This window comes from Streptomyces sp. NPDC001492 (assembly GCF_053597275.1).
The window spans coordinates 56,020-78,191 of record NZ_JBSFHW010000046.1 but is presented as its reverse complement, the minus strand read 5'-3'; the positions used below and the strand labels follow the sequence as shown (position 1 = coordinate 78,191).

Annotated in this window: 21 protein-coding genes, 1 other RNA gene and 1 pseudogene; 10 read left to right on the top strand and 13 right to left on the bottom strand. The window is 70.7% G+C overall.

The features are described 5' to 3' along the window. Complete coding sequence (locus ACWC1K_RS40490) at positions 1–375, top strand: MazG-like family protein (protein WP_450838105.1); 375 nt, start codon at positions 1–3, stop codon at positions 373–375. A gap of 124 nt (positions 376–499) precedes the next feature. Beyond that, positions 500–2,161 (top strand): AMP-binding protein, encoded by a 1,662-nt coding sequence (locus ACWC1K_RS40485; protein ID WP_450838104.1) that lies wholly within the window; start codon positions 500–502, stop codon positions 2,159–2,161. A 16-nt stretch (positions 2,162–2,177) separates the two neighbouring features. Here ACWC1K_RS40485 and ACWC1K_RS40480 read toward each other — a convergent pair whose 3' ends face one another. Beyond that, on the bottom strand, positions 2,178–2,582 hold the full coding sequence (locus ACWC1K_RS40480) for a hypothetical protein (protein WP_450838103.1): 405 nt from the start codon (positions 2,580–2,582) through the stop codon (positions 2,178–2,180). A 50-nt stretch (positions 2,583–2,632) separates the two neighbouring features. Between ACWC1K_RS40480 and ACWC1K_RS40475 the strand changes: the two genes are divergently transcribed. The 3 genes from ACWC1K_RS40475 (at position 2,633) to ACWC1K_RS40465 (ending at position 4,271) form a co-directional block, all read left to right on the top strand. Further along, on the top strand, positions 2,633–3,220 hold the full coding sequence (locus tag ACWC1K_RS40475) for a TetR/AcrR family transcriptional regulator (RefSeq protein WP_450838101.1): 588 nt from the start codon (positions 2,633–2,635) through the stop codon (positions 3,218–3,220). 30 nt (positions 3,221–3,250) lie between these two features. Next, positions 3,251–3,559 carry a hypothetical protein gene (locus ACWC1K_RS40470; protein ID WP_450838100.1) on the top strand — a complete coding sequence of 103 codons (309 nt, stop codon included), beginning with the start codon at positions 3,251–3,253 and terminating at the stop codon, positions 3,557–3,559. A 193-nt stretch (positions 3,560–3,752) separates the two neighbouring features. Continuing rightward, the gene (locus ACWC1K_RS40465) at positions 3,753–4,271 is read left to right on the top strand and encodes a hypothetical protein (protein WP_450838099.1); all 519 of its coding nucleotides are present in this window, start codon (positions 3,753–3,755) and stop codon (positions 4,269–4,271) included. A 492-nt stretch (positions 4,272–4,763) separates the two neighbouring features. On the opposite strand, the gene ACWC1K_RS40460 is transcribed toward ACWC1K_RS40465, so the two are convergent. From ACWC1K_RS40460 to ACWC1K_RS40435, 6 genes and pseudogenes are all read right to left on the bottom strand, one after another. Further along, positions 4,764–5,879 (bottom strand): ADP-ribosylglycohydrolase family protein, encoded by a 1,116-nt coding sequence (locus ACWC1K_RS40460; RefSeq protein ID WP_450838098.1) that lies wholly within the window; start codon positions 5,877–5,879, stop codon positions 4,764–4,766. A gap of 23 nt (positions 5,880–5,902) precedes the next feature. Beyond that, the gene (locus ACWC1K_RS40455) at positions 5,903–7,744 is read right to left on the bottom strand and encodes a DUF262 domain-containing protein (protein WP_450838096.1); all 1,842 of its coding nucleotides are present in this window, start codon (positions 7,742–7,744) and stop codon (positions 5,903–5,905) included. Positions 7,745–8,015: 271 nt separating this feature from the next. Beyond that, positions 8,016–8,420, bottom strand: an RNA gene (gene rnpB / locus ACWC1K_RS40450) — RNase P RNA component class A. A 115-nt stretch (positions 8,421–8,535) separates the two neighbouring features. After that, a pseudogene (locus ACWC1K_RS40445) lies at positions 8,536–9,255 on the bottom strand (DMT family transporter); the annotation flags it as partial. Between the two features lie 85 nt (positions 9,256–9,340). Then, positions 9,341–10,162: an AraC family transcriptional regulator gene (locus ACWC1K_RS40440; RefSeq protein WP_450838095.1), complete on the bottom strand. Its 822-nt coding sequence runs from the start codon at positions 10,160–10,162 to the stop codon at positions 9,341–9,343. A gap of 99 nt (positions 10,163–10,261) precedes the next feature. Then, the gene (locus tag ACWC1K_RS40435; protein WP_450838093.1) at positions 10,262–10,900 is read right to left on the bottom strand and encodes a TetR/AcrR family transcriptional regulator; all 639 of its coding nucleotides are present in this window, start codon (positions 10,898–10,900) and stop codon (positions 10,262–10,264) included. A gap of 48 nt (positions 10,901–10,948) precedes the next feature. Here ACWC1K_RS40435 and ACWC1K_RS40430 point away from each other — a divergent pair, with 48 nt between their 5' ends. Beyond that, a complete protein-coding gene (locus tag ACWC1K_RS40430; protein ID WP_450838091.1) occupies positions 10,949–12,550 on the top strand; it encodes an FAD-dependent monooxygenase in 1,602 nt (533 codons plus the stop codon). Positions 12,551–12,568: 18 nt separating this feature from the next. Here the strand turns inward: ACWC1K_RS40430 and ACWC1K_RS40425 are convergent, their stop codons facing one another. Then, positions 12,569–14,014, bottom strand: coding sequence for an RNB domain-containing ribonuclease (locus ACWC1K_RS40425; RefSeq protein WP_450838090.1), 1,446 nt, complete (start codon positions 14,012–14,014; stop codon positions 12,569–12,571). Positions 14,015–14,089: 75 nt separating this feature from the next. On the opposite strand from ACWC1K_RS40425, the gene yaaA reads away from it, so the two are divergent. After that, the gene (gene yaaA, locus ACWC1K_RS40420; RefSeq protein ID WP_450838089.1) at positions 14,090–14,872 is read left to right on the top strand and encodes a peroxide stress protein YaaA; all 783 of its coding nucleotides are present in this window, start codon (positions 14,090–14,092) and stop codon (positions 14,870–14,872) included. Positions 14,873–14,965: 93 nt separating this feature from the next. Beyond that, on the top strand, positions 14,966–15,604 hold the full coding sequence (eda, locus tag ACWC1K_RS40415; protein WP_450838087.1) for a bifunctional 4-hydroxy-2-oxoglutarate aldolase/2-dehydro-3-deoxy-phosphogluconate aldolase: 639 nt from the start codon (positions 14,966–14,968) through the stop codon (positions 15,602–15,604). On the opposite strand, the gene ACWC1K_RS40410 is transcribed toward eda, so the two are convergent. Genes ACWC1K_RS40410 through ACWC1K_RS40400 form a run of 3 tightly spaced genes read right to left on the bottom strand, consistent with a single transcriptional unit; the run spans position 15,579 to position 18,373 of the window. Then, positions 15,579–16,769 (bottom strand): bifunctional RNase H/acid phosphatase, encoded by a 1,191-nt coding sequence (locus tag ACWC1K_RS40410; RefSeq protein ID WP_450838086.1) that lies wholly within the window; start codon positions 16,767–16,769, stop codon positions 15,579–15,581. The two genes, eda and ACWC1K_RS40410, sit on opposite strands and share 26 nt — an antisense overlap. Positions 16,770–16,781: 12 nt before the next feature. After that, positions 16,782–17,525: a zinc ribbon domain-containing protein gene (locus tag ACWC1K_RS40405; RefSeq protein ID WP_450838118.1), complete on the bottom strand. Its 744-nt coding sequence runs from the start codon at positions 17,523–17,525 to the stop codon at positions 16,782–16,784. After that, complete coding sequence (locus tag ACWC1K_RS40400) at positions 17,522–18,373, bottom strand: Nif3-like dinuclear metal center hexameric protein (RefSeq protein WP_450838084.1); 852 nt, start codon at positions 18,371–18,373, stop codon at positions 17,522–17,524. The genes ACWC1K_RS40405 and ACWC1K_RS40400 overlap by 4 nt, the downstream gene beginning before the upstream one ends. A 220-nt stretch (positions 18,374–18,593) precedes the next feature. Here ACWC1K_RS40400 and ACWC1K_RS40395 point away from each other — a divergent pair, with 220 nt between their 5' ends. Together ACWC1K_RS40395 and ACWC1K_RS40390 are read left to right on the top strand one after the other, a co-directional pair. After that, complete coding sequence (locus ACWC1K_RS40395; protein WP_450838082.1) at positions 18,594–19,772, top strand: hypothetical protein; 1,179 nt, start codon at positions 18,594–18,596, stop codon at positions 19,770–19,772. A 96-nt stretch (positions 19,773–19,868) separates the two neighbouring features. Next, complete coding sequence (locus tag ACWC1K_RS40390; protein WP_389069901.1) at positions 19,869–20,024, top strand: hypothetical protein; 156 nt, start codon at positions 19,869–19,871, stop codon at positions 20,022–20,024. Between the two features lie 91 nt (positions 20,025–20,115). Here the strand turns inward: ACWC1K_RS40390 and ACWC1K_RS40385 are convergent, their stop codons facing one another. After that, positions 20,116–21,066 carry a 3-oxoacyl-ACP reductase gene (locus ACWC1K_RS40385; RefSeq protein ID WP_450838081.1) on the bottom strand — a complete coding sequence of 317 codons (951 nt, stop codon included), beginning with the start codon at positions 21,064–21,066 and terminating at the stop codon, positions 20,116–20,118. A gap of 11 nt (positions 21,067–21,077) precedes the next feature. After that, complete coding sequence (locus ACWC1K_RS40380; protein ID WP_450838079.1) at positions 21,078–22,154, bottom strand: Zn-dependent alcohol dehydrogenase; 1,077 nt, start codon at positions 22,152–22,154, stop codon at positions 21,078–21,080. Positions 22,155–22,172: the final 18 nt, after the last annotated feature.

The window sequence follows — 22,172 nt, the reverse complement described above, 5'->3', positions numbered from 1 at the left end:
ATGACTGATCAGCCTCCGCTTCCCGAGACCCCGATTTCCCCCACCTCTCCGACCTCCCCCGACGTCTGGACGGCCATCGACGACCTGTGGACCTGGCTCGACGCGAACCGTCCGCACGGCGGGCAGGAGGGCCTGCTCCTGCGCATGCTCAAACTGTCGGAGGAGGTCGGCGAGGTCGCGGAGGCGGTGATCGGCGCGACCGGCCAGAACCCGCGCAAGGGGATCACCCACACCTGGGAGGACGTCCAGGGCGAGCTCTGCGATGTCGTCATCACCGCTCTGGTGGCCCTGCGCACGCTGACGCCGGACACCCGGGAGGTGTTCACCCGGCATCTGGCGAAGGTCACCGAACGCTCCCTCGGGCCGTCCGCCTAGGCGGAGGGAGACAACTGGACTGTGCTGTAAGGGAATTGGACAGGGGGGTGGCGTACCGCCGGCCCCGCTCCGGATACTGACGCCGTATCCGACACGCACGGCACACAGCATTCCGGGGGCTGACATGGGGGCAACGTCGTACTGGGCGGGCGAGTCCGGCGAGGAACTCCTGGACGAGACCGTCGGATCACTGCTGCGCCGCGCCGCCCGGCTGGCACCGGAGACGGTCGCCCTGGTCGAGGGTGTGCCGGATCCCACCGAGCGCCGCCGATGGACGTACGCCGAACTGCTCGACGAGTCCGAGCGCGCGGCGCGGGCCCTGCTCGGCCGTTTCTCGCCGGGCGATCGTGTGGCGGTGTGGGCGAACAACATCCCGGAGTGGGTGATCCTCGAACTCGCCGCCGCCCTCGCGGACATCACGCTGGTCACGGTCAACCCGGCCCTCCGCGAAGCGGAGTTGCGCCACGTGCTCGGCCATTCCCGCGCGGCCGGCGTCTTCCTCCTGCGCGAGTACCGCGGCAACCCGATGGCCCGCACCCTGGCCGACATCCGCGCCGACCTCCCCGACCTGCACACGAGCGTGCTGTTCGAGGACTGGGCGGAATTCTGCTCCGAGGCGTCCCCCGACCGCGCGCTACCCGAGGTCGACGCCTCGTCACCGGCGCAGATCCAGTACACCTCGGGCACGACCGGCATCCCGAAGGGCGTGGTCCTGCACCACCGCGGCATCACCAACAACGCGCGCCTGGCCTACGTCCGCACCTTCGGGCTGCGGCCGGGCGAGGCGGTACTCAACCCGATGCCGCTGTTCCACACGGCGGGCTGCGTACTGGCCACCCTCGCCTCGGTCATCAGCCTGGGCACCCATGTCCTGCCCCCGCACTTCGAGCCGGGCCTGATGCTCGAACTCGCCGAGTCCGAAAGCTGCGTGATGCTGGGAGGCGTGCCGACGATGCTGATCGCCATGCTCGAACACCCGGCACTCCCCCGCACCGACCTCTCGTCCCTACGGTTCGTGCTGTCCGGCGGCGCCTCGGTCCCACCCGAGCTGGTCCGCCGGATCGAGCAGGTCTTCGGCGTCCCGATGGCCATCATCTACGCCCAGACCGAGGCGTCCCCGGGCATCACGATCACCCGCCTCGACGACACCCCCGATGACCGCGCCCACACGGTGGGCAAGCCCCTCCCCCTGTCCGAGGTGAAGATCGTGGACGCGTCAGGAACGGTCGTCCCACCCGGGACCACCGGCGAACTCTGCACCCGCGGCTACCACGTCATGACGGGCTACCTCGACGCCGCGGACGCGACGGCCGCCGCCATCGACGCCGACGGCTGGCTGCACACGGGAGACCTCGCCTCGATGGACGAGCGCGGCTACTGCCGTATCGAAGGCCGCCTGAAGGACATGATCATCCGCGGCGGCGAGAACATCTACCCGTGCGAGATCGAACAGGTCCTGGCCGAACACCCCGCGGTCGCCGAGGCCGCGGTGGTGGGCGTCCCCGACCCGGTCTGGGGCGAACGGGTCGCGGCCTTCATCCGCCTCACCCCGGATCACACGACGGGCGAGACGGTGGGCGAGACGGTGGGCGAGACGGTGAGTGAGGAGACGGTGGGTGAGACGGTGATGGAGAAGGAGCTCTTCGACCACGTACGCGCCCACCTGGCCCCGCACAAGACGCCGCGCACGTGGGTCTTCGTCGAGGACTTCCCCCTGACCGGCTCCGGGAAGATCCGCAAGAACACGCTCCGGGAGGAGTACGTGGCGGGTCGGCTGCCGAAATGATGTTCTGCGCGGCCGCCTAGGTGACGTCGTTCCGGGCGGCGAGGGCAAGCCGGCGATGGGTGCGGACCATCATGAGCCGGGCCATGAAGGGATGCACCCTCTTCACCACACCCCAATACAGCCTGGACCGCGCGCCGTTGGTCTTCACGGAGCTGCACAGCACGACGTTCTCGGCATCGACGACGATGGACGCCCAGGCATCGAGCCCGCCCGCGCTGACCTCCATGAGCACCTCGTCACCTTCCCGCCCGACGACCGGGAAGGCGTCACGCAGGATGCCCGTCCAGGCTGCGGGATCACGCGGCATCCCGGGCCACAGTGCCATGGCGTACGCGTCCTGATAGTCGGGCGCGGCCAGAGCCGCCCTGATCAACCGAGCACTCTCGGGAAACCCCACCGCCACAGGCCTGTCCTTGCGCATCGCGCACCTCCATACGCTGGCGTATGGAAACCATACGGTAGCGTATGGAGATGGCACAACGGCAGCAGCAGCCCAGGAAGCCCAGGCTCACCGCGCGCGACTGGGCGGACGCGGCCCTGACCGCCATCCGGGAGGGCGGCGGCCTGGCAGCGGTAGCAATCGAACCGCTCGCCACCCGCCTGGGCACCACAAAAGGCAGCTTCTACTGGCACTTCACCAACCGCGAGGCCCTGATCGAGGCGGCCCTCGCCCGCTGGGTCGAGTCGAACACGGACGAGATCATCGCGACGGTGGAAAAGGAACCGGATCCGGGCCTGCGACTGCGCGCCCTGTTCCACCGGGTCACCAAGCCGGGCACAGCCGACCCCCTGGAACTCTCACTCCTGGCCAGCACCGACCACCCACAGGTCGCGGCCGCACTGCGACAGGTGACGGAACGCCGGATCGACTACCTGACGGGACTCTTCGCCGAGCTGGGCTTCGGGGAGGCCGAGGCACGGGAGCGGGGGTTGATGGCGTACAGCTTCTATTTGGGGCACAGCCAGTTGGGGCATGCGGTGCCGTCGGTGCTGCCGTCGCCGGAGGGGTTTCCGGGGTATCTGGAGGGGGCGGTGGGGACGCTTTTGCGACGGGATTAGGGGGCGGTCCCGGGTCAGCAGTCACGCCTCGTGGACTTCTTCTGTGAGCCGGCACAGATGCCGTACATCACCCACCAGGCCACCCGAGGCGAGGACACGCACTGGGAACGGGCCCGCTTCCTCACCGCGAAACGGCACTTCTCATTGCCGGACACGGCCCTCCTCACCGGCGTCACGACGGTCGCCGACTGGGACACCGCACTGCGCCAGCTCGCCGCGGTGCTCCCGGACGGCGCCCCCCAGCATCGTCGTCCTGGACGCGCTGCCGAAGCGTGGGCGGCACTTCAGAACCTGACCGGCCACCTCAAGAATGGTCCAGGGGTCGCCAGTTCGGCCTAGCAGCCGAACCGCTGGGTGGGATGGCTTCAGACTGGCCGTGAACGACCCGCCATGCACGAGCTTGCCGAACCCGTAGACACGGGACGTGCTACTCACCCGCACCTGGGAACTGGCGCTCGTTCAATCCGAACAGTCCGTCAAAATTGCGCCACGCCGCCCACCCCTCACGCGCCGGGCGTCCATGATCGCCCGCATGAACAAAACCCTCGCCGCCGCCGCGCTCGCCACCGCCCTCCTCACGGGACTCACCGCATGCAGCAACGGCACGTCCAGCAGCGACTCAAGCTCGTCGCAGAAACCCAGCGCCACCGCGAGTAAGCCGCTCACCGCCAGCACCGCGTTTGCTTCCATCTCGGGCAAGGTCAGTTCCGCGAAGCTGTCCGGCACGGTCACGGCCGAGAACGACCCGAACCACCTCCTCGGCCGGCCGAACCAGTACACGTCGAAGGTCACCTTCACGGACAGCAGGATCAAGGCGGCCGACGTGACCGGTACGGAAAAGGGCGACGTCGAACGCGGCGGCGCCATCGAGGTGTTCGGCAGTCCGGCCGACGCGACAGCCCGCGCCAAGTACATCCAGGCCGTCACCAAGTCGATGCCCGCACTCACCGAGTACGACTACGTCCACGGCACGGTCCTCATCCGCGTCTCGCACTACCTGACACCAGCACAGGCCACCTCGTACAAGACCGCAGCCGCACACCTCTCCTGAGGGGCACGCTCGCCGCCCAAAGGCTGCACGACGGAGACATGGACGAATCGGCAGGGCCGACGGCAGAAGCACACATCCCGCCGGCCCCGGCTCACCCGCGTCTGTGGCGCGGATATGTCCGGGCTGCAGGGGCCTTTCTCAAAAGCGGCATCCTCCGATGGAGCGCGTGAGGCCGTCGAAGCCTATGTGACCGCACTGAGCTGATCGCCGTGGGTGACGTCAAGGACGCGAAGTGGTCAAGGCAGGAGGCGACGCAGATCCTGGCGGACCGGGACGGCGAAGACGGAAGATCAAAGACGTGCAGCCGACCCGCTGGATCGCCTCGCTGCGCTTCGTCCGGACGCGGTGGGCGAGCAGCGGGTCGAACCCACCGTCCCGGGCACGCGAGGCGGTCTGCCGGGAGTCCGGGAAGGTGAGGGTGCGCCTGACAGGGTCGGTGCTGCCGGTGCTGTTGTCGTAAGTGAGCGTCTCGACGGCCAGGCCTGCGTGGGATCACCAACCGGGGTAGCGATCCCACCAGTACGGGTCCCAGCCTTGGACGTACTCGCTCCCGCTGGGTGAGTCGATGATCTCGCTCAGCATGTCGCGGGCCAAAGCGTCGAGGACCCAGGCCAGTTCATGGCGGCTTACCAGGTCCATGGGCAATGCCTCAACACCGTGTACAGCACCGAGCAGCGCTCCCGTGACGCAGGCGACAGAGTCACCGTCCGGTGCGCCCGCGGCGAACTCCAACGCGGCCCTGACCTGGGCACGACCGGGGAACGCTGCCGCTGTGTAGAGGCCGCCGAGCAGGGCGGAGGGCGCGGTCGGGTCCGGTGCAAGTCGTGCGAGCCGCGCCGCGTCCGCGGGCCGGTGGACGGCCTCCCGGAAGGTCGTAAGGAGGCGCTCGTGCTCGTCGCCGGTCGTCTGCCGGCGGATGGACTGAATCGCCGCGATGCCCGCCTCTATCGCGTCCCGCGCGGGACGCTCCGAGACACCCCTGTGGTCGTGCTCCGGCGGTGAGTTGGTGAGGCAGTGATGGACAAGCACGGCTGCCTGGGCGGCAGCGGACTGTGCGGCCTGGTCGCCATGGGTGAGAGCGGCAAACTCGCCGGCTTGCTCGGCCCAGTCCAGTCCGGCCACCGCGACGGGGAGAGATCGGGTCAGCGCGTGACAGCCGCGGCTTGTGGTGGCCGTCGGCTCGTGGTTGCCCTCGATCCGGGACAGGGCCGTCACAGTCGCCGGGGCGCTGCCCCGCCGCTCGGCCAGTACGGGCACGCCCGCGAGCCAGCCGTCCGGCCACTCCTGTTCGTCCTTGAACGAAGCCCAGCGGCGCCGCATCCGTTCCACTTCGATGCCCTGCAGAGCCGCCCACCGGCCGTAGGCGTGCAGGACGACCCCCGGCGGATGGCAGATCCCCTTATGGTTTCCGCGCACCATGGCGCGAATGATGCCCTCGGCGGTGAAGCAGGCCAGTTGTGTACTGACGCCGGCACGCAGCGGACCGCTCGCCGGCAGCTTGCCCCGAACCGTTCCCAGAGTGTCACCGATGGCCAGCCCGAGCATCATTCCCCGCACCCGGGATTCAGTTCTCAGGGCCTTGCTCCGCAGGTCCTTTTCGTTGACCACGTCAGGCTGCTCTCTTTCCTGGGCTACAGGCCCTCGTTGCCCGGATCGGGCTCGTCGTCCGGCACGGATTGAGGAGCCTCTGGCGCGACGTCGGCCGTCTGCTGGTCCGCGCCGGCATGCACCTCCAGGTGACTCGCGAGGCGCTGACGCATACGCGCACGGCGGGCCTCGTAGAACTCCGGGAATCCGGCCACCTCCTCGGGCAGGCCGGTGGCGTCGTACTCCCTCAACCAGCTCTCGCGCGCGGCATCCGAGTCGAAATGCTTCCGCAGCCAGGCAGCCGGCAGGGCGGCCTGCTTCGCGATGTTCTCGGGCCCTCTCAGCAGTTGCAGGTTCGCCGCTCTGTCCACGCGGTCCTCGACAAGCGACAGCGCCTCCTCGGAGAGACCGGCCGCCCGCAGCTTGGTCCGTGACCGCAGCAGGCTGCGCGGGAAGATGTGATCCTCGTGGAAGTGGTCCCTGGTGTCGACGCCCGGGTACAACATCGCGAGCATCGGGAAAAGCCGCTTCGATCCGTACTTGAGGTCCAGCAGGTCGTCGATCTCGCTCTGGTCGAAGCGGAGCGACTTGCCCTGGCGGGCCATCTCACGTTCGACGGCCTCCGTCGGCCAGCCCTGTCCGCCCTCCTTCTCCAGGGTCGTACGCAGACCGGTGAGCAGCCGGTCCAGGCCGCTGCCCCACACACCGGACTTCATCAGTGAGCGCTGAAGCCAGCGGCGGATCGCCGCACGGTCGTCCCTGAACGCATCCGAGGTGCGGTAGTTGTCCCCGAGGCCTCGGTGGTGGAGGTAGTAAGCCAGAGGAATGACTGCGCTGTTGGCCGTGAGGGTGACACCGGAGAACCCGAAGTCGGCGAGCAGGGCCACCCCGAGACGCAACGCGTTCTCGATCTCGGTCCAGTGCTTCTCCAGATTGGTCATGGTGTCGCGGTCGAAGTTGTCCACCTTGAAGCGGATGTCGCCCTTCCCCAGCAGCACCAGTCCGGTCTTGAGGACCAGGTCCTTACCGAAGGCGAAGCCCTGCCCGATCCCGTTGAGTTCGTCGACGAGCCTGTGGATGGTCTCGCGTGCATCGTGCTCGATCCACTGGGCAGTGGCCACCGAGAGAAGGAGGTCGGAGTAGGAGAGGACGGCGCCTCCCGAGTTGACCCGGATGAAGATGTTGAGGACCTTGTCCAGCTCCTGCGCTTCCTCGAGAAAGAAGTTCACCGTCGGGGTGACGTGGACGACCTCGTGGAGCCTGGTGAGCACATCAGCGGCGGTGGCGTTGTCCGCGACCCCATGCTGCTGAAGCGTGCGAATGACGTCCCCGACAGTGCGTACCTCGCGCATGTCCTGAACGCGGTACCACTGGGCGTCGCCGCTCTCGGTGCCGGCCTCGGCTTCTTCTTGGGTGAGGAACCGGAAGTCGTACTCGACCCCCAGGTCGTCGTCCTGGCCGCGGTGCAGCAGGTTCAGGTAGAGGTGCTTCTTCGGGTACGCGAGCGGGTTGTTCGCCCACATACGCGGCAGCTTCGCGGTGAACGACCCGCACAGACCGATGTTGAGCGCCGTCAGTCGCTGCTGACCGTCCAGGATCGCCGTGATGGCCCGGCTGCCCAGCGGGCCGGTCGGCGTGCAGTGGGCGTTGTCGCGCTCGTGGTAGTCGCGCATGAAGTCGTAGAAGGCGAAACGACCGGAATTGCCCTCGTGGACCTGCCACATGAGGAACGAGCCGATGGGGTATCCCCGCATCAGACTGTCGTACAACCGTGTGATCTTGTCGCGCGACCAGACGAACTCACGCTGAATCGCCGGCAACACGTACTCGCGACGATGGATCTTCTCCAGCGCACTGGCGATCGTGATGGGCGTCTGGAATGACATGGGTCCCCCCACCGGACTCAGGTTTCACGCCCACCGTAGCGTCCGAAGTCAGGGCCTCGCAGCGCGTGGTGACACTCGGACCGCCGGGCGGTCCCAGCGGTATCCCTCACCGTCTCGCCGTACAGCTGGAGCGGCGGTTCAAGCTCCGTGCGTACGAGTTCGGCGTCAGCGGACGGCAGGGACAGCGACTCCCGCCGCATGCGGACACTCCAGGTCGCCAGGTTGGGAAAGACTGTCAGCCGCCGCACCGGATCGCCCAGAACCCCAGCGGCAGACGAGTCGGGCTATACGCCGGGTTCTGTCACCCGGCCGCCTCGCGGCGGCCGGGGAGACGGCCATCCATCTAGGACCGGTGTTGCCACCGGCCTCGTGCGGTCTACCCGGGGGCTCGGGCGGGCAGCCCTCGAACGTCCCCGCAGAGCGCTTTTTACGGCGCTCCTTTTGACCTTGCTCCGGGTGGGGTTTACCTAGCTGCCCAGGTCACCCTGGGCACTGGTGGTCTCTTACACCGCCGTTTCACCCTTACCGAGGACCGAGGTCCCCGGCGGTTTGTTTTCTGTGGCACTGTCCCGCGGGTCACCCCGGGTGGCCGTTAGCCACCACCCTGCCCTGTGGAGCCCGGACGTTCCTCGGGGAGCCCCTCAAGGGGACTCCACGCGGCCGTCCGCCCGGCTCGTCTGCCGTGTCGACCATGTTACCGGGCGGGCCGGACGAGTCGGACCAGTCGCCGTCGCCAGGACCGAGCCCGCCAGGATCAGGGTGAAGGCGATCCCGATGCCGACGGTGAAGGGCTCGTCCAGCAGGAGCGCTCCCGCTGCTACCGCTACCGCCGGATTGACGTACGTGAACACCGTCGCGCGGGTCGGGCCCACCTCCTTGATCAGTTCCAGGAAGGCCACGAAAGCGAGTGCCGTGCAGATCGCTCCCAGGCCGATCAGGGCCGTCAGGACCGAGGCCGATGGGAGGGATGACGGCCAGGTCGCCGCCGCCGGTGTTGCGTAGACCAGCGCCGCCAGTGCCAGGCACGGGGCCGTCAGTTGCAAGGTCGGGACGTCCTTCAGCCGGCGTGCCGCGATCAGCGGTGCCGTCGCGTAGCCCAGCACCGTCAGCATGACTTCCCCGAGGGAGCAGGCGTCGCCGCCGGTCAGGTGGGGGACGGTCAGGACGGCTACGCCCGCCAGGCCCAGTCCGAGGCCCGTCATCCGCCGTACGCCCAGGCGCTCCGTGTCGCCGAAGAAGCGGGCCAGGGCCACACCCACGATCGGCACGCCCGCGATCAGCAGGCCCGCCATGGAGCTCGACAGGTGCCGTTCCGCGTCGGTGAGCGTGAACCAGGGGCCGATGATCTCTATGCACGCGAAGGCCAGCATCGGCAGCCAGTGGGTGCGGACCGTGCGGATCAGGCCGCCCTGTCGTATCGCGAAGGGGAGCAGGAGGAGCGCGCCGAGTGCGCAGCGCGTGAAGACCACCATCGATGGGGACAGGGGGGCGTCCACCGCCACCTTGATCATCAGGTAGGGGATGCCCCAGACCACTCCCATCAGGGAGAACAGGAACCAGCCGCGTGCAGTCATGCGGACAGAATCGGCCCACGAGCTATCTGGCGTCTTGAACGCTGTTGCGGTACGCCGCCGGGGTCACCCCCAGCACGCGGCGGAACCAGCGCGTCAGGTGGGCCTGGTCCGCGAAGCCGACCAGGGTGGCCACCTCGGCCGGGCGCAGGCCCGACTCCAGCAGCCCGCGCGCCTGGCTCACCCGGTGCTGGGCCAGCCAGGCGTACGGCGGTATCCCCATCGTCGTACGGAAGGCTCGGAGGAGTTGGTAGCGGGACAAATCCAAATCGGCCGCGAGGTCGGCCAGGGACGGGGGGTCCAGGAGTTCGTCGGCCAGGCGGTCGCGGACCACGAGAGCGATGCGGTCCGCGCCCGGCACCGCGTCCGGCGCCGAGCGGGCCGTGGAGTGGCGGCGGGCCAGGGCCGTCAGCAGCCACGGGAGGCGCGACTCTGCCTCCAACGGGTCCGGGCAGACGCTGAGTTCGGTGTGGGCGAGGCGGAGGGCGGTGACCAGTTCGGGGTCGTCGATCACGGGTTCGCGGAAGTGCGGGAGGCCGCCGAGGGTGCCGTCGGTGAGGAGGGCGGGGTCGGCGTACAGGGCGCGGTAGGCGTAGCCGTCGGTGGTGGTGTCGGGGCCGCCGGTGTGCATCTCGCCGGGGTCGAGGACGATGATCGAGCCGGGCCCTGTGCGGATGTGGCCGCCGCGGTAGTCGATGACCTCGGAGCCGCCGACGCAGACGCCGATGGTGTATTCGGCGTGCGCGTGCGGGGCGTAGACGTGTCGCTGGAAGCGGGCCGTCAGCAGGTCGAGGGGCGGGCCGCAGCGGCCGAGGCGCGCGCGGGTCCACAGTGCCTGCTCGCTCACCGTGCGCCCCCATCGGTCGGTCTACGTCTCCGTCGTCGTACGGGGTGCAACAAACTCCTGGCCTGTTCCATGCCCCCGGCCCCCGCACCGCACGGGGCGCTATGGATCCATCCGCTCCAGTACGTCGAAGACCGCCTCGATGCGCGCCCGGTGGTCCGCGATCAGCTCGGCCGCCGGCTCCCCGGCGAGCAGGCGGCGGGCGGTGGTGACGTAGACCGAGCGGTAGGCGGCGACGGTCAGGGCCGCGAGCAGGTGCGGGTCGGCGACGGATGCTTCCGCCAGCGCCTCGGCCAGGGCCGTCTCCACCTCCTCCAGGCCTTCGCGGGCGCGGGCCCGCAGGCTGGGCGACTCCATGACGACCCGCCAGAAGGAGGGGAAGCGGTCGTTGACCCCGGCCAGCGGGTGGCCCTGGTCGAGGAGTTCCAGCGCCAGGCGGCGCAGGGCGGCCAGCGGGGTCTCGTCAGGGCGGCGGTCGCGGACGGCGCCGGCGAAGGTCGCGGCGGCCTCGGGGATCCGGTCGAGGTAGAGGTCCTCCTTGCGCGGAAAGTAGTTGAAGACGGTCATGGCGGACACGTCCGCGGCCCGGGCGACCTCCGCCACGGTCACCGCGTCGAAGCCGCGCTCCTGGAACAGTCCCGTCGCGACGTCGGAGATCCGCTGCCGGGTCTCCCTCTTCTTGCGTTCGCGCAGCGGCAGGTCCGGCAGGTCCGCACTCGTGCGTTCGTCTTCAACTGGCATGCAAAAAATTATAGCGAACAAAAAGTTTTAGTGACTACACTCAGGCTCATGGACAACCTCATGAACAACCCCATGAGCACGAAGACGATGTACGACGTCGTGGTGGCCGGCGCCGGGCCCGTAGGCCTGCTGCTCGGCTGTGAACTGCGGCTCGGCGGGGCGCGGGTGCTGGTCGTGGAGCGGCTGGCCGAGGTGGACGAGACGATCAAGGCGGGGGCGATCAATCTGCCCTCCGCCGAGGCCCTGTACCGGCGGGGGTTACTGCCCGCGCTGGCCGCGGTACAGGAGGAGGCGATGCGCGGCTTCCGGATGTTCCGCCGGGCGCGGGGCGAGGACGAGGACGCTCCGCCGCCGCCCAGGTTCGCCGGGCACTTCGCCGGGATCTGGCTGCACGGCGAGCTGCTGGACGAGAGCGATCCCGACTTCGCAGGATCGGGTCCCGCCGAGCGGGTCGGCTTCGTCCCGCAGGCCACGCTGGAGCGGATCCTCGCCGGGCGGGCGGAGGAGCTCGGGGTGGAGGTGCGTCGCGGGGTCGAGCTGACCGGGTTCGAGATGTACGACGACGAGGTGGTCGTCGACGTGGTCGATGCCGGGACGGGCGCGACGGAGGAGATCCGCGCCGACTGGCTCGTCGGCTGCGACGGCGGGCGCAGCAGGGTGCGCAAGCTGGCCGGGTTCGACTTTCCCGGCACGGACCCGGAGATCACCGGATATCAGGCGCTCGTCGAGATGACCGGCGCCGAAGGGCTCAAGACCGGCTGGAACACGACGGACGTGGGGACGTACGCGCACGGGCCGATACCGGGGCGCATCCTCACCGTGGAGTTCGACGGGCCGCCGGCCGACCGCCAATCCCCCATCACCGCCCGGGAGTTGGAGGGCAGCCTGCGGCGGGTGACCGGGGTGGACGTCACCGTGACCCAGGTGCACTCGGCGACCCGGTTCACCGACAACTGCCGTCAGGCGAGCAGCTATCGCAAGGGGCGGGTGCTGCTCGCGGGCGATGCGGCGCATGTGCACTCGCCGTTCGGTGGGCAGGGGCTGAACCTCGGCATCGGGGACGCGATGAACCTGGGCTGGAAGCTGGCGGCCGTGGTGCGGGGGCGGGCGCCGGAGGGGCTGCTCGACTCGTACACCGCCGAACGGCATCCGATCGGCGCCTGGGTGCTCGACTGGACGCGGGCCCAGATCGCCCTGATGCGGCCCGATTCGCATGCGCGCGCCCTGCGCGAGGTGATCACCGAGCTGTCGCGGACGGTCACCGGCACGACGTTCTTCGCCAAGAAGATCTCCGGTGTCTGGCAGCGCTACGACCTGCCCGGCGACCACCCGCTCGTCGGCCGCAGCACCCCCGACCTGGAACTCTCCGACGGCACCCGCCTCGCCGACCATCTGCACACCGGGCACGGTCTGCTGCTGGACCTCGCCGACGACCCGAAGCTGCGTGCCTTCGCCGACGACTTCGGCGACCGGGTGACCGTGGTGAGGGCCGGTTGCGCGGACCGCCCGGAGCTGGCCGGGCTGCTGGTCAGGCCGGACGGGTTCGTGGCCTGGGCGGCCGACCGTGAGAACGGCACCGACGCCGACACGAGCACGTCCCTGGCGGATGCGTTGGAGCAGTGGTTCGGCGTGCCCGCCGTCGCGGGGTGAACACCGTGGACCTGTGCGTCAGGCGAGCGCGAAGCTCACCGTCGGGACCTCCATGTCCGCCTGCTCGAGACGCAAGGGGCGGCGCTCGCCGAGGGATTCCTGGGTCGTCTCCATGATGTCGCCGATGACCGCCGGGGACGCCAGCTGCACGATGCCGGGTTCCATCCCGTGGTGTCCCGGGTGCTCCCGCTCGACCACGACGCCCTCGAAGATCTTGCCGATCTGGTCCTTGAGGAGGGCGGCCTCCACGAGGTCGACGCACTTGCGCTCGAGGTCACCCGCGCGGCCTCCGGCGGCGGCCATCCGCTGCCGCACGCTTTCGAGCCCACTGAGGACCCAGCCGGGTGGCTCCCGGCCGGCGACGGCGGCGAGGCAGATCTCGGTGGCGTACCGGTCGGCGAGGCGGCGCAGCGGGGCCGTGCAGTGCGCGTACGGCGCTGCCACGGCGGCGTGCTCGGGGTGCTGCGGCACATGGCCGCCCTGGAAGACGGTGTACTCGGCGCGAGTCATCAGGCCGGTGCACGCCTGGAGGAATGCCGCGTGCCGCGGTTCGCCCGGGTCGAGGGAACGCACCAGCTGCGCGTACGACATGTGGTGCGGCCACTCGATGCGCAGGGCGTGCGCGGTACGGCGCAGTTCGTCCAGCTTGCCGGCCGTGGTCGGCGCCTGGGTGCGCAGGATGCCCGTGCCGTGCGCCAGCATCAGCTCGGCGGCGGCCATGCCGGTGAGCAGGGAGATCTGCTCGTTCCAGCCCTCCGCCGCCAGCGGGGCGCGGTAGCTCAGCTCGTAGGAGTGGTCCCGTTCGGTGATCTCCTGCTCGGGGACACGCAGCGAGATGCCGCCGCGTCGGATCTCCAGCTGCTCGCGCAGCAGGCCGATCGTCTTGAGGAGGGCCAGGGGCTCCTCGGCCGTACCGGCGTCGATCTTCGCCTGTACGCCCTCGTAGTCGTACCTGGCCCGGCTGCGCACCAGGGCGCGGTGGACGTCGACGGCGATGGTACGGCCGTTCGCGTCGAGGTCGACGGTCCACAGCGCGGCCGGGCGGGTCTGGTCGGGCAGCAGGCTCGCGGCACCCTCGCTGAGCACGAACGGATGCAGCGGAACGCGCAGGTCCGGGAAGTACAGGGTCGTCACCCGCCGGTGTGCCTCCTCGTCCACCGGCCCGCCGGGTACGACGAAGGCGGCGACGTCGGCGATGGCGTAGTGGACGCGGTAGCCGGAGCCCTGCCGGGACAGGTGCATCGCCTGGTCGAGATCCGTGGAGCCGGGCGGGTCAATGGTGAAGAGGGGGATGTCGGTCGCGTCGTGTTCCGGCAGCACCGGCGCCTTCGCGGCCTGCTCGGCGGCCGCGAGCACCTCGGGCGGGAAGTCCGCGGGGACGTGGAACTTGGCGCGCAGCGCGGCGAGCGCGGCCAACAGCGGGCTCTCCGGGGCGCCGGTCACATGGATGGGGCGGCGGGGCATACAGCCACCGTAGGACGAGGGGCTCCGGGTGGCACGCCGTACGCTGTGGCCGAGCTCAACCGAAGGAGATCACCCGTGCTTGTCCTGCTGCCTCCCTCCGAAGGCAAGGCGTCCTTTGGCCGTGGCGCCCCCCTGAAGCTGGAGTCGCTCTCGCTCCCGGGGCTGGCTGCCGCCCGTGAGGCCGTACTCGGCGAACTGGTCGAGCTGTGTGCCGGGGACGAGGAGAAGGCGCGCGAGGTGCTCGGGCTGAGCGAGGGGCTGCGCGGAGAGGTCGCGAAGAACGCCGCGTTGCGCACCGCCGGGGCGCGGCCCGCCGGGGAGATCTACACGGGGGTGCTGTACGACGCCCTCGACCTGGCCTCCCTGGACGCCGCCGCCAAGAAGCGCGCCACCCGCTCCCTGCTCGTCTTCTCCGGGCTGTGGGGTGCGGTGCGCGTCAACGACCGCATCCCCTCCTACCGCTGCTCGATGGGCGTGAAGCTGCCCGGGATCGGGGCGCTGGGCGCGTACTGGCGTGCGCCGATGGCCGAGGTGATGCCCGAGGCCGCCGGGGACGGGCTGGTGCTGGACCTGCGGTCCTCCGCGTACGCGGCCGCCTGGAAGCCGAAGGGCGAGGTCGCCGGGCGGACGGCGAGCGTACGGGTGCTCCACGCCCCCACCCGCAAGGTGGTCAGCCACTTCAACAAGGCGACCAAGGGACGGATCGTGCGGAGCCTGCTGGCGTCGGGCGCGGCACCCAAGGGCCCGGCGGAGCTGGTGGAGACGCTGCGCGAGCTCGGTTACGTGGTGGAGGTGGAGCCTCCGACGGGCGCCGGGAAGGCGTGGCTGCTGGACGTGCTGGTGGACGAGATCCACTGACCCGCCCCAGGATCCGCTGACCCACCCCCCTCTCGCGTTGCAGCATGCGCAATGAGCTTTGCGCATGCTGCATACCGCGGGCACGATGACGCCATGGCCGCCTCATCGCTCCTCGACCTTGCCCCCGTCGTGCCCGTCGTCGTCCTGGAGGACGCCGCCGACGCCGTTCCGCTGGCGCGGGCGCTGGTGGCCGGCGGTCTGCCCGCCATCGAGGTGACGCTGCGGACGCCGGCCGCGCTGGAAGCCATCCGGGCGATCGCCGAAGCGGTACCGGACGCGGTGGTCGGGGCCGGGACCGTGATCACGCCGGAGCAGGTGAAGGACTCGGTGGCTGCCGGGGCGCGGTTCCTGGTCAGTCCGGGCTGGACGGACGTACTGCTGGAGGCCATGAAGGTGTCCGGGGTGCCGTTCCTGCCGGGGGTGTCCACCACCTCGGAGGTGGTGGCGCTGCTGGAGCGCGGGGTGCGGGAGATGAAGTTCTTCCCGGCGCAGGCTGCGGGCGGCACCGCGTATCTGAAGTCGCTGGCCGGCCCGCTGCCGCAGGCTCGGTTCTGTCCGACCGGGGGCATCGGGCCGGCCAACGCCCCCGACTACCTGGCGCTGGCCAACGTCGGCTGTGTGGGCGGCACTTGGATGCTCCCGGCGGACGCCCTCGCGGCCCGCGACTGGGGGCGGATCGAAGGCCTGGCCCGCCAGGCAGCGGGACTCAGCGCAGGTGGGACGTGTCGTTGAAGAGCCGTACGCTCGCGTTGCCGTCCGCGTAGTAGGCCACCGCGGACAGTGCGGCCGCCGACAGCTCCATGCGGAACAGGGACTCGGGCGGGGCGCCCAGCGCCAGGCGTACGAACGTCTTGATCGGCGTGACGTGGGAGACCAGGAGCACCGTGCGGCCCGCGTACGCCGCCACCAGCTTGTCCCGGGTGGCCTCGATACGGGTCGCGGTCGCCGCGAAGCTCTCGCCGCCGCCCGAGGGCTGGGCGTGCGGGTCGGCGAGCCAGGCGTTCAGGTCGTCGGGGTAGCGCTCGCGCACCTCGGCGAAGGTGAGGCCCTCCCAGGCGCCGAAGTCGGTCTCGATGAGTCCGTCGTCGATGCTCACCTCCAGGCCGAGGTGGGAGGCGACGATGCCGGCCGTCTCGCGGGTGCGGGCGAGGGGCGACGCGACGATCGCCTGGATCGTGCCGCGCCGGGCCAGCGCGGCCCCGGCGCGCTCGGCCTGCTCCCGGCCGACGTCGGACAGGGAGGGGTCGGTGCCGCCGCTGCCCGAGAAACGCTTCTGCGGGGTCAGCGGGGTCTCACCGTGCCGCAGCAGCACGAAGGTCGCGGGCGCGCCCAGGTCGGCGGGGGCCCAGCCGGGGCTGGCGACGGCTGTCGCGGCCCGTACATCGGCCTCGGCCTTCGGGACCTCCGCGGGGGCCGGCTCAGCGACCGTGGTCCTCGCGGCGGCCGTGTCCAGCTCCGCCGTCGAGGTCGCCGGCGACCACTGTTCACCGCGCTTGCCCGCGTCCATCGCCTCGTTCGCCAGCCGGTCCGCGTGCTTGTTCTGCTCCCGCGGGATCCACTCGTACGTCACCTGCTCCGGCGGGAACACGCGGGACGCCACCGTCGCCAGCGGCTTCATGTCCGGGTGCTTGATCTTCCAGCGGCCCGACATCTGCTCGATGACCAGCTTGGAGTCCATACGGACGTGGACCTTGGCCGAGGGGTCCAGTTCGTGCGCGGCGCGCAGGCCCGCCAGCAGGCCCCGGTACTCGGCGACGTTGTTGGTCGCGACGCCGATGTACTCGGCGACCTCGGCCAGGGTCTCCCCCGTAGCCGCGTCGAGCACCACGGAGCCGTAGCCCGCGGGTCCCGGGTTGCCCCGAGAACCGCCGTCGGCCTCGACGATGAACTCCCGCACGCCACCCGCCCCTTACAGACCGGACTCGGCCGTGCGCACCAGGATGCGACGGCAGTTCTCGCAGCGCACCACCGTGTCGGGGGCGGCCGCGCGGATGTCGTTGATGTCGGTGATGGACAGCTCCTGGCGGCAGCCCTGACAGGTGCGCTGGTACAGCTTGGCCGCGCCGATGCCGCCCTGCTGCTCACGCAGCTTGTCGTAGAGCTTGAGCAGGTCGGCGGGGATGGCGCCGGCGATGACCTCGCGCTCCTTGGTCACCGTCGCCACCTCGCCGTCGATCTCCTCGAAGGCCGCGTCACGGCGCGCGGTCGCGTCGTCGATCTTCGACTGGACGGAGGAGACCCGCTCGGTGAGCTCGGCGACCCGCTCCTGCACGGACTCGATGCGCTCCATGACCTCCAGGACGACGTCCTCGAGGTCGCTCTGCCGCTTGGCGAGGGAGGCGATCTCGCGCTGGAGGTTCTCCAGGTCCTTGGGGGAGGTGACGGCCCCGGAGTCCAGGCGCTGCTGGTCGCGGGCGGCGCGCTGGCGCACCTGGTCCACGTCCTGCTCGGCCTTGGTCTGCTCGCGGGCGGTGTCGCTCTCCTCGGTCTGGGCGGCCACCAGCAGGTCGCGCAGCTGGGTGAGGTCCTTGGTGAGAGACTCGATCTCGGCGTGCTCGGGCAGGGACCGGCGCCGGTGCGCGAGCTGCTGCAGGCGTACGTCGAGGGCCTGGACGTCGAGGAGTCGGATCTGGTCGGCGGGCGCGGCGTTCAGTTGGGGGCTCCTGCAGTCGGATCGGGGGAGGCCGCGTGGGCCGTCCAGGGGTCGGTGACCGTCTTGGAGACATGGACCCTGAGGTCCCATCCGTGGCGGTCGGAGATCTCGTCGAGCTGGGTGGCGGCCAGCTCGCACCAGGGCCATTCGGTGGCCCAGTGCGCCGCGTCGAGCAGCGCGAGGGGGCTTTGGAGCACGGCCTCGGAGGCCGGATGGTGGCGCAGGTCGGCGGTGAGGAAGGCGTCGACACCGGCCGCGCGTACCTGGTCGAAGAGGCTGTCCCCGGAGCCGCCGCTGACGGCGACCGTGCGGACGACCGCCTCGGGGTCGCCGGCGACGCGGATGCCCTGGGCGGTGGCGGGCAGCCGGGCGGCGGCCTTCTCGGCGAACTCGCGCAGCGGCAGCGGGTGGTCCAGCTCGCAGATACGGCCGAGGCCGCGGCGGCCGGACGGATCGGCCGGGTCCGGCACCAGGGGGCGTACGACGCGGAGGTCCAGCGCACCGGCCAACGCATCGCTGACTCCGGGGTCGGCCGTGTCCGCGTTGGTGTGGGCGACGTGCAGCGCGATGTCGTTCTTGATCAGCGTGTGCACGACGCGGCCCTTGAAGTGGCTCGCCGCGACCGTCGTCGTACCGCGGAGGTAGAGCGGGTGGTGGGTGACCAGCAGGTCGGCACCCAGCTTCACCGCCTCGTCGACGATCTCCTGCACGGGGTCGACCGCGAACAGGACCCGGTTGACCTCCTGGTCGGGGTCGCCCACGACGGTGCCGACCGCGTCCCAGGACTCGGCCCGCTCGGCGGGCCACAGGTTCTCCAGCGCGGCGATGACTTCAGACAGACGGGGCACGCCAAAAGGCTACCTGGCTGATCTGCGCCGCTGAACCGATGCCCGGGATCGGATGGAGCGGGACCGGTGCCCGGCCGCTCACCCCGGCCCCCTTCAGCACACCCGCCCCCGTTCCCTCAGGCGAATCGTTCCCTCGCCACCCTTATGTGTGAAGCAGGAGCCTCGTGGTCCCACGTGTGTGCGTGCGAAAACTAGCTTCGTCGCCGGAGGTGACCAGACCATGACGGCGTGTGCGATCGAGCCCGAGGCTGCTCCCGAGGACGGCGCCCCGCAATCCGGCTGCACCATCACCGTGGACGGTGCCTACGCCGCCCGCCTCGCGCCGGCCGGCGACTCCTGGTTCCCGGAGCGCTGGACGCTGGACGGCCCCGAGCCGTACGCCGTGCCGCTGCCCGGCAACCAGCCCGAGGAGCCCGGCACCGAGGTCCAGCCGATGGGCGACGGGCGGGTCCTCATCCGCCGGCGGGCGGAGGGACGGCACCTGTTCTCGCTGCTGTACCCGACCGGACCGGGCACGGGCGAGCTGCTGCTCGGCGCGGTGGAGTGCCCGGAGGAGGGTGCCCGGCTGCGGCTGCTGCCGCCCGTACCGGGCGGGGAGAAGGCGTACGCCCTCGCCGTGGGCCGGCGCTCCAGCACGGTGTGGCTGGTGGCGGGCGGCGCCTTCGGGCCTGAGCACGTGGCGGAGATCCCGGGCCGCTGCTCGGGCGGGGTGTGGCTGGACCGGGCGGGGCGGCTGCTGGCCCTCGACCGGGAGACCGGCGGCCGGACCAAGGCGGTCGCGGTCGACCTGGAGCGGGCAGGAGAGGTCTCGCCGCTGTTGCAGATCGCCGAGGGCAGCGACGACCGGCTGCTGCTCGCCGACCCGGACAGCGGTCTGCTGCTGATCCGCTCCGACGCGCCCTCGCCGGGCGAGGAGCGGCTCGGCTGGGGCGTGCTGGGCAGCACCCTGCCGGTGCGTTTCCCGGAGTGTCTGCGGCTGCCCGAGTGTGCCGTCACGCCCTTCGCCATCCAGCCGGGGCAGGTGCTGCTGCCGGAGAGCTGCGGGGTGGCGCTGCGCATCGACGGGCCCGTGGGCAGCTGGGTGGGCCTGTGGCGGCCGGACCGGCGGCAGGTGGACCATCTCGCCGCGCCGTACGGATGGTTGGCGGGCGCGGGGATGTGGACCAGGGACGGGGTGCTCCAACTGCCCTACGCCACGGCCGAGGTGCCGTGCGGCGTGGCGCGGGTGGCGGCGCCCACGGGGGAGCCGGGGGAATCGGGGGATGCAGGGGGATCGGGGGGCGCGGGCCCGGAGGATCCGGCACGGGGTGAGCCGGCACAACCGGATCCTCCGGGGCCCGTCGCACCGCGTCCCGTGCCCTTGCAGCAAGCGCCCTTGGGACGTCTTGTAACGAAATAGTGCCGATGGGCGTGCCCGTCTGGAGTCGCGAGGAGGGTGGCCGGTTAAACTCGCCCGGCTGTTTGAAAGATCATGTTGACGGGGTGAATCCTTCCGATGAGCGACACAAGCACCATGCAGCCGCTGTCCGCCGAGTCCCGGGAAGACGCCGGTCACGGCCGGCACCGGGGTCCGAGTTCGGCCCAGGACGGTGACACGGCCCCTCACGGCCGGCACCGCAAGCCGGCCGAGGACAGCGAAGCGGCTGCCTGAGGGTACGCAGGGAAGGGGCCCGCACACCTGACCGGTGTGCGGGCCCCTTCCGTATGTCTACGCCTGCTTGATGTCCACGCCTGCTTGATGTCTACGCCCGCTTGAGTCCCAGCACTTCCGCCGCCGCGAACGTCTCCCCCGGCGGCCGGTCCGCGTAGTGCGGAGTGAGGACGGCGTCCAGCTCGTCGTAGGTGAAGGTGTCCTGCTTGCTGTCGAACTTCACCTGCACCCGCGGGCGGTCGACGACGGCGACCATGCCGCCGTGCACGACGAGCAGCTGGCCGTTGACGCGGGCCGCGGCGGGCGAGGCGAGGTAGCCGACGAGCGGGGCGACATGCTCGGGGGCGAGCGGGTCGAGGCCGTCGGCCGGCTGCTCGAAGCCGGCGAAGACGTCCTCGGTCATCCGGGTGCGGGCGCGCGGGCAGATCGCGTTGGCCGTGACGCCGTACTTGGCCAGCGCGAGGGCCGTGGAGGTGGTCAGGCCCACGATTCCGCCCTTCGCGGCCGCGTAGTTGGGCTGCCCGGCCGAGCCCGCCAGGAAGGCCTCGGACGAGGTGTTCACGATCCGCCCGTAGACCGGCGCTCCCGCGGCCTTGGAGCGTTCGCGCCAGTGCGCGGCCGCGAAGTGGGTGGTGTTGAAGTGGCCCTTGAGGTGGACCCGGATGACCGCGTCCCACTCGTCCTCGGTCATGGAGAAGACCATGCGGTCGCGCAGGATGCCGGCATTGTTGACGAGGATGTCCAGCTTGCCGAACTCGCCGATCGCCAACTCCACCAGTTCTCGGGCCTGTTGGAAGTCGGCGACGTCCCCGGTGTGGGCGAGTGCCTTGCCGCCCGCGGCGCGGATCTCGGCGGCGACCTGTTCGGCGGGACCCGCCGAGGCCTGACCCGAGCCGTCCCGGCCCGGCTGCCCGAAGTCGTTGACGACGACCGCGGCACCGAGCCGGGCGAGTTCGAGCGCCTCGGCCCGGCCCAGTCCGCGACCGGCCCCGGTCACGACGGCGGACAGCCCCTCCAGCGGCCCCTGCTGTGGCAGCGACACAGGCACCCCCGTCAGATCTCGATGCATGTGCGCAGCGCCGTGCCGGTGCGCATCTGGTCCAGTGCCTCGTTGATGTCGGCCAGCGGCACCCGGTGGGTGATCAGGCCCTCCAGGTCCACGCGGCCCGCCCGCCACAGGGCGATGGTCCGCTCGTAGGAGCGCATGACGTCGCCGCCGCCGTACATCGAGGGCAGGATCCGCTTCTCGTCGAAGAACAGCTCGAACATGTTGAGCTGGAGGAAGTCGTCCATGGCGCCCGCGCCGACGACGACGAGGGTGCCGCCGCGCCGTGTGTTCTCGTACGCGGTGCGGGCGGTGGCCGACTTGCCGACGACCTCGAAGACGTAGTCGAAGCCCTCGCCGCCGGTGACGTTCTGCTTGGCGTCGGCCAGCTCGTCCGGCGAGACCGCCTTCGTGGCGCCGAACTTGAGGGCGGACTCCCGGCGCGAGGCGACCGGGTCGACGGCGACGATCTCGGCGGCGCCCTTGAGCCGCGCGCCCTGGATCGCGGAGATGCCGACGCCGCCGCAGCCGATGACCGCAACCGACGAGCCGGCCTCCACGTCGGCGGTGTTGAGCGCGGCGCCGAGCCCGGTCGTGACGCCGCAGCCGATCAGCGCGGCGATGTCGAAAGGAACGTCGCCCGGGATCGGCACCGCGCAGCCCGCGTCCACGACGACCTCTTCGGCGAAGGTGCCGGTGCCCGCGAAGCCGAAGACGTCACCGCCGGGGCGGCGGAAGTTGGGGGTGCCCGCGTTCATGAACCCGGCCAGGCACAGCTCGGTCTGCCCGCGCTTGCAGGCCGGACAGGCGCCGCAGGCCGGCAGCCAGCAGACCACGACCCGGTCGCCCGCCTTCAGGTGGCTGACGCCTTCGCCGACCTCGACGATCTCGCCGGCGCCCTCGTGCCCGGGCACGAACGGCGCCGGCTGCGGCAGCACCCCGCTCATCGCGGACAGGTCCGAGTGGCACAGCCCGGTGGCCCGCACCCGGATCCTCACCTTGCCGGGCCCGAAGCCCGTCGCCTCGACGTCCTCGAAGACCTCGAGTTTGTCCTGGCCGATCTCGTGCAGTACGGCTGCGCGCATGGTGCGGCTCCCCTCAAC

Excerpts from the sequence above, each read along its gene's own strand:
- ACWC1K_RS40490 (WP_450838105.1), top strand. The coding sequence starts at position 1 with ATGACTGATCAGCCTCCGCTTCCCGAGACCCCGATTTCCCCCACCTCT.
- ACWC1K_RS40485 (WP_450838104.1), top strand. The coding sequence starts at position 500 with ATGGGGGCAACGTCGTACTGGGCGGGCGAGTCCGGCGAGGAACTCCTG.
- ACWC1K_RS40480 (WP_450838103.1), bottom strand. The coding sequence starts at position 2,582 with ATGCGCAAGGACAGGCCTGTGGCGGTGGGGTTTCCCGAGAGTGCTCGG.
- ACWC1K_RS40475 (WP_450838101.1), top strand. The coding sequence starts at position 2,633 with ATGGCACAACGGCAGCAGCAGCCCAGGAAGCCCAGGCTCACCGCGCGC.
- ACWC1K_RS40465 (WP_450838099.1), top strand. The coding sequence starts at position 3,753 with ATGAACAAAACCCTCGCCGCCGCCGCGCTCGCCACCGCCCTCCTCACG.
- ACWC1K_RS40455 (WP_450838096.1), bottom strand. The coding sequence starts at position 7,744 with ATGTCATTCCAGACGCCCATCACGATCGCCAGTGCGCTGGAGAAGATC.
- ACWC1K_RS40435 (WP_450838093.1), bottom strand. The coding sequence starts at position 10,900 with ATGCCAGTTGAAGACGAACGCACGAGTGCGGACCTGCCGGACCTGCCG.
- ACWC1K_RS40430 (WP_450838091.1), top strand. The coding sequence starts at position 10,949 with ATGGACAACCTCATGAACAACCCCATGAGCACGAAGACGATGTACGAC.
- ACWC1K_RS40425 (WP_450838090.1), bottom strand. The coding sequence starts at position 14,014 with ATGCCCCGCCGCCCCATCCATGTGACCGGCGCCCCGGAGAGCCCGCTG.
- eda (WP_450838087.1), top strand. The coding sequence starts at position 14,966 with ATGGCCGCCTCATCGCTCCTCGACCTTGCCCCCGTCGTGCCCGTCGTC.
- ACWC1K_RS40395 (WP_450838082.1), top strand. The coding sequence starts at position 18,594 with ATGACGGCGTGTGCGATCGAGCCCGAGGCTGCTCCCGAGGACGGCGCC.
- ACWC1K_RS40390 (WP_389069901.1), top strand. The coding sequence starts at position 19,869 with ATGAGCGACACAAGCACCATGCAGCCGCTGTCCGCCGAGTCCCGGGAA.
- ACWC1K_RS40380 (WP_450838079.1), bottom strand. The coding sequence starts at position 22,154 with ATGCGCGCAGCCGTACTGCACGAGATCGGCCAGGACAAACTCGAGGTC.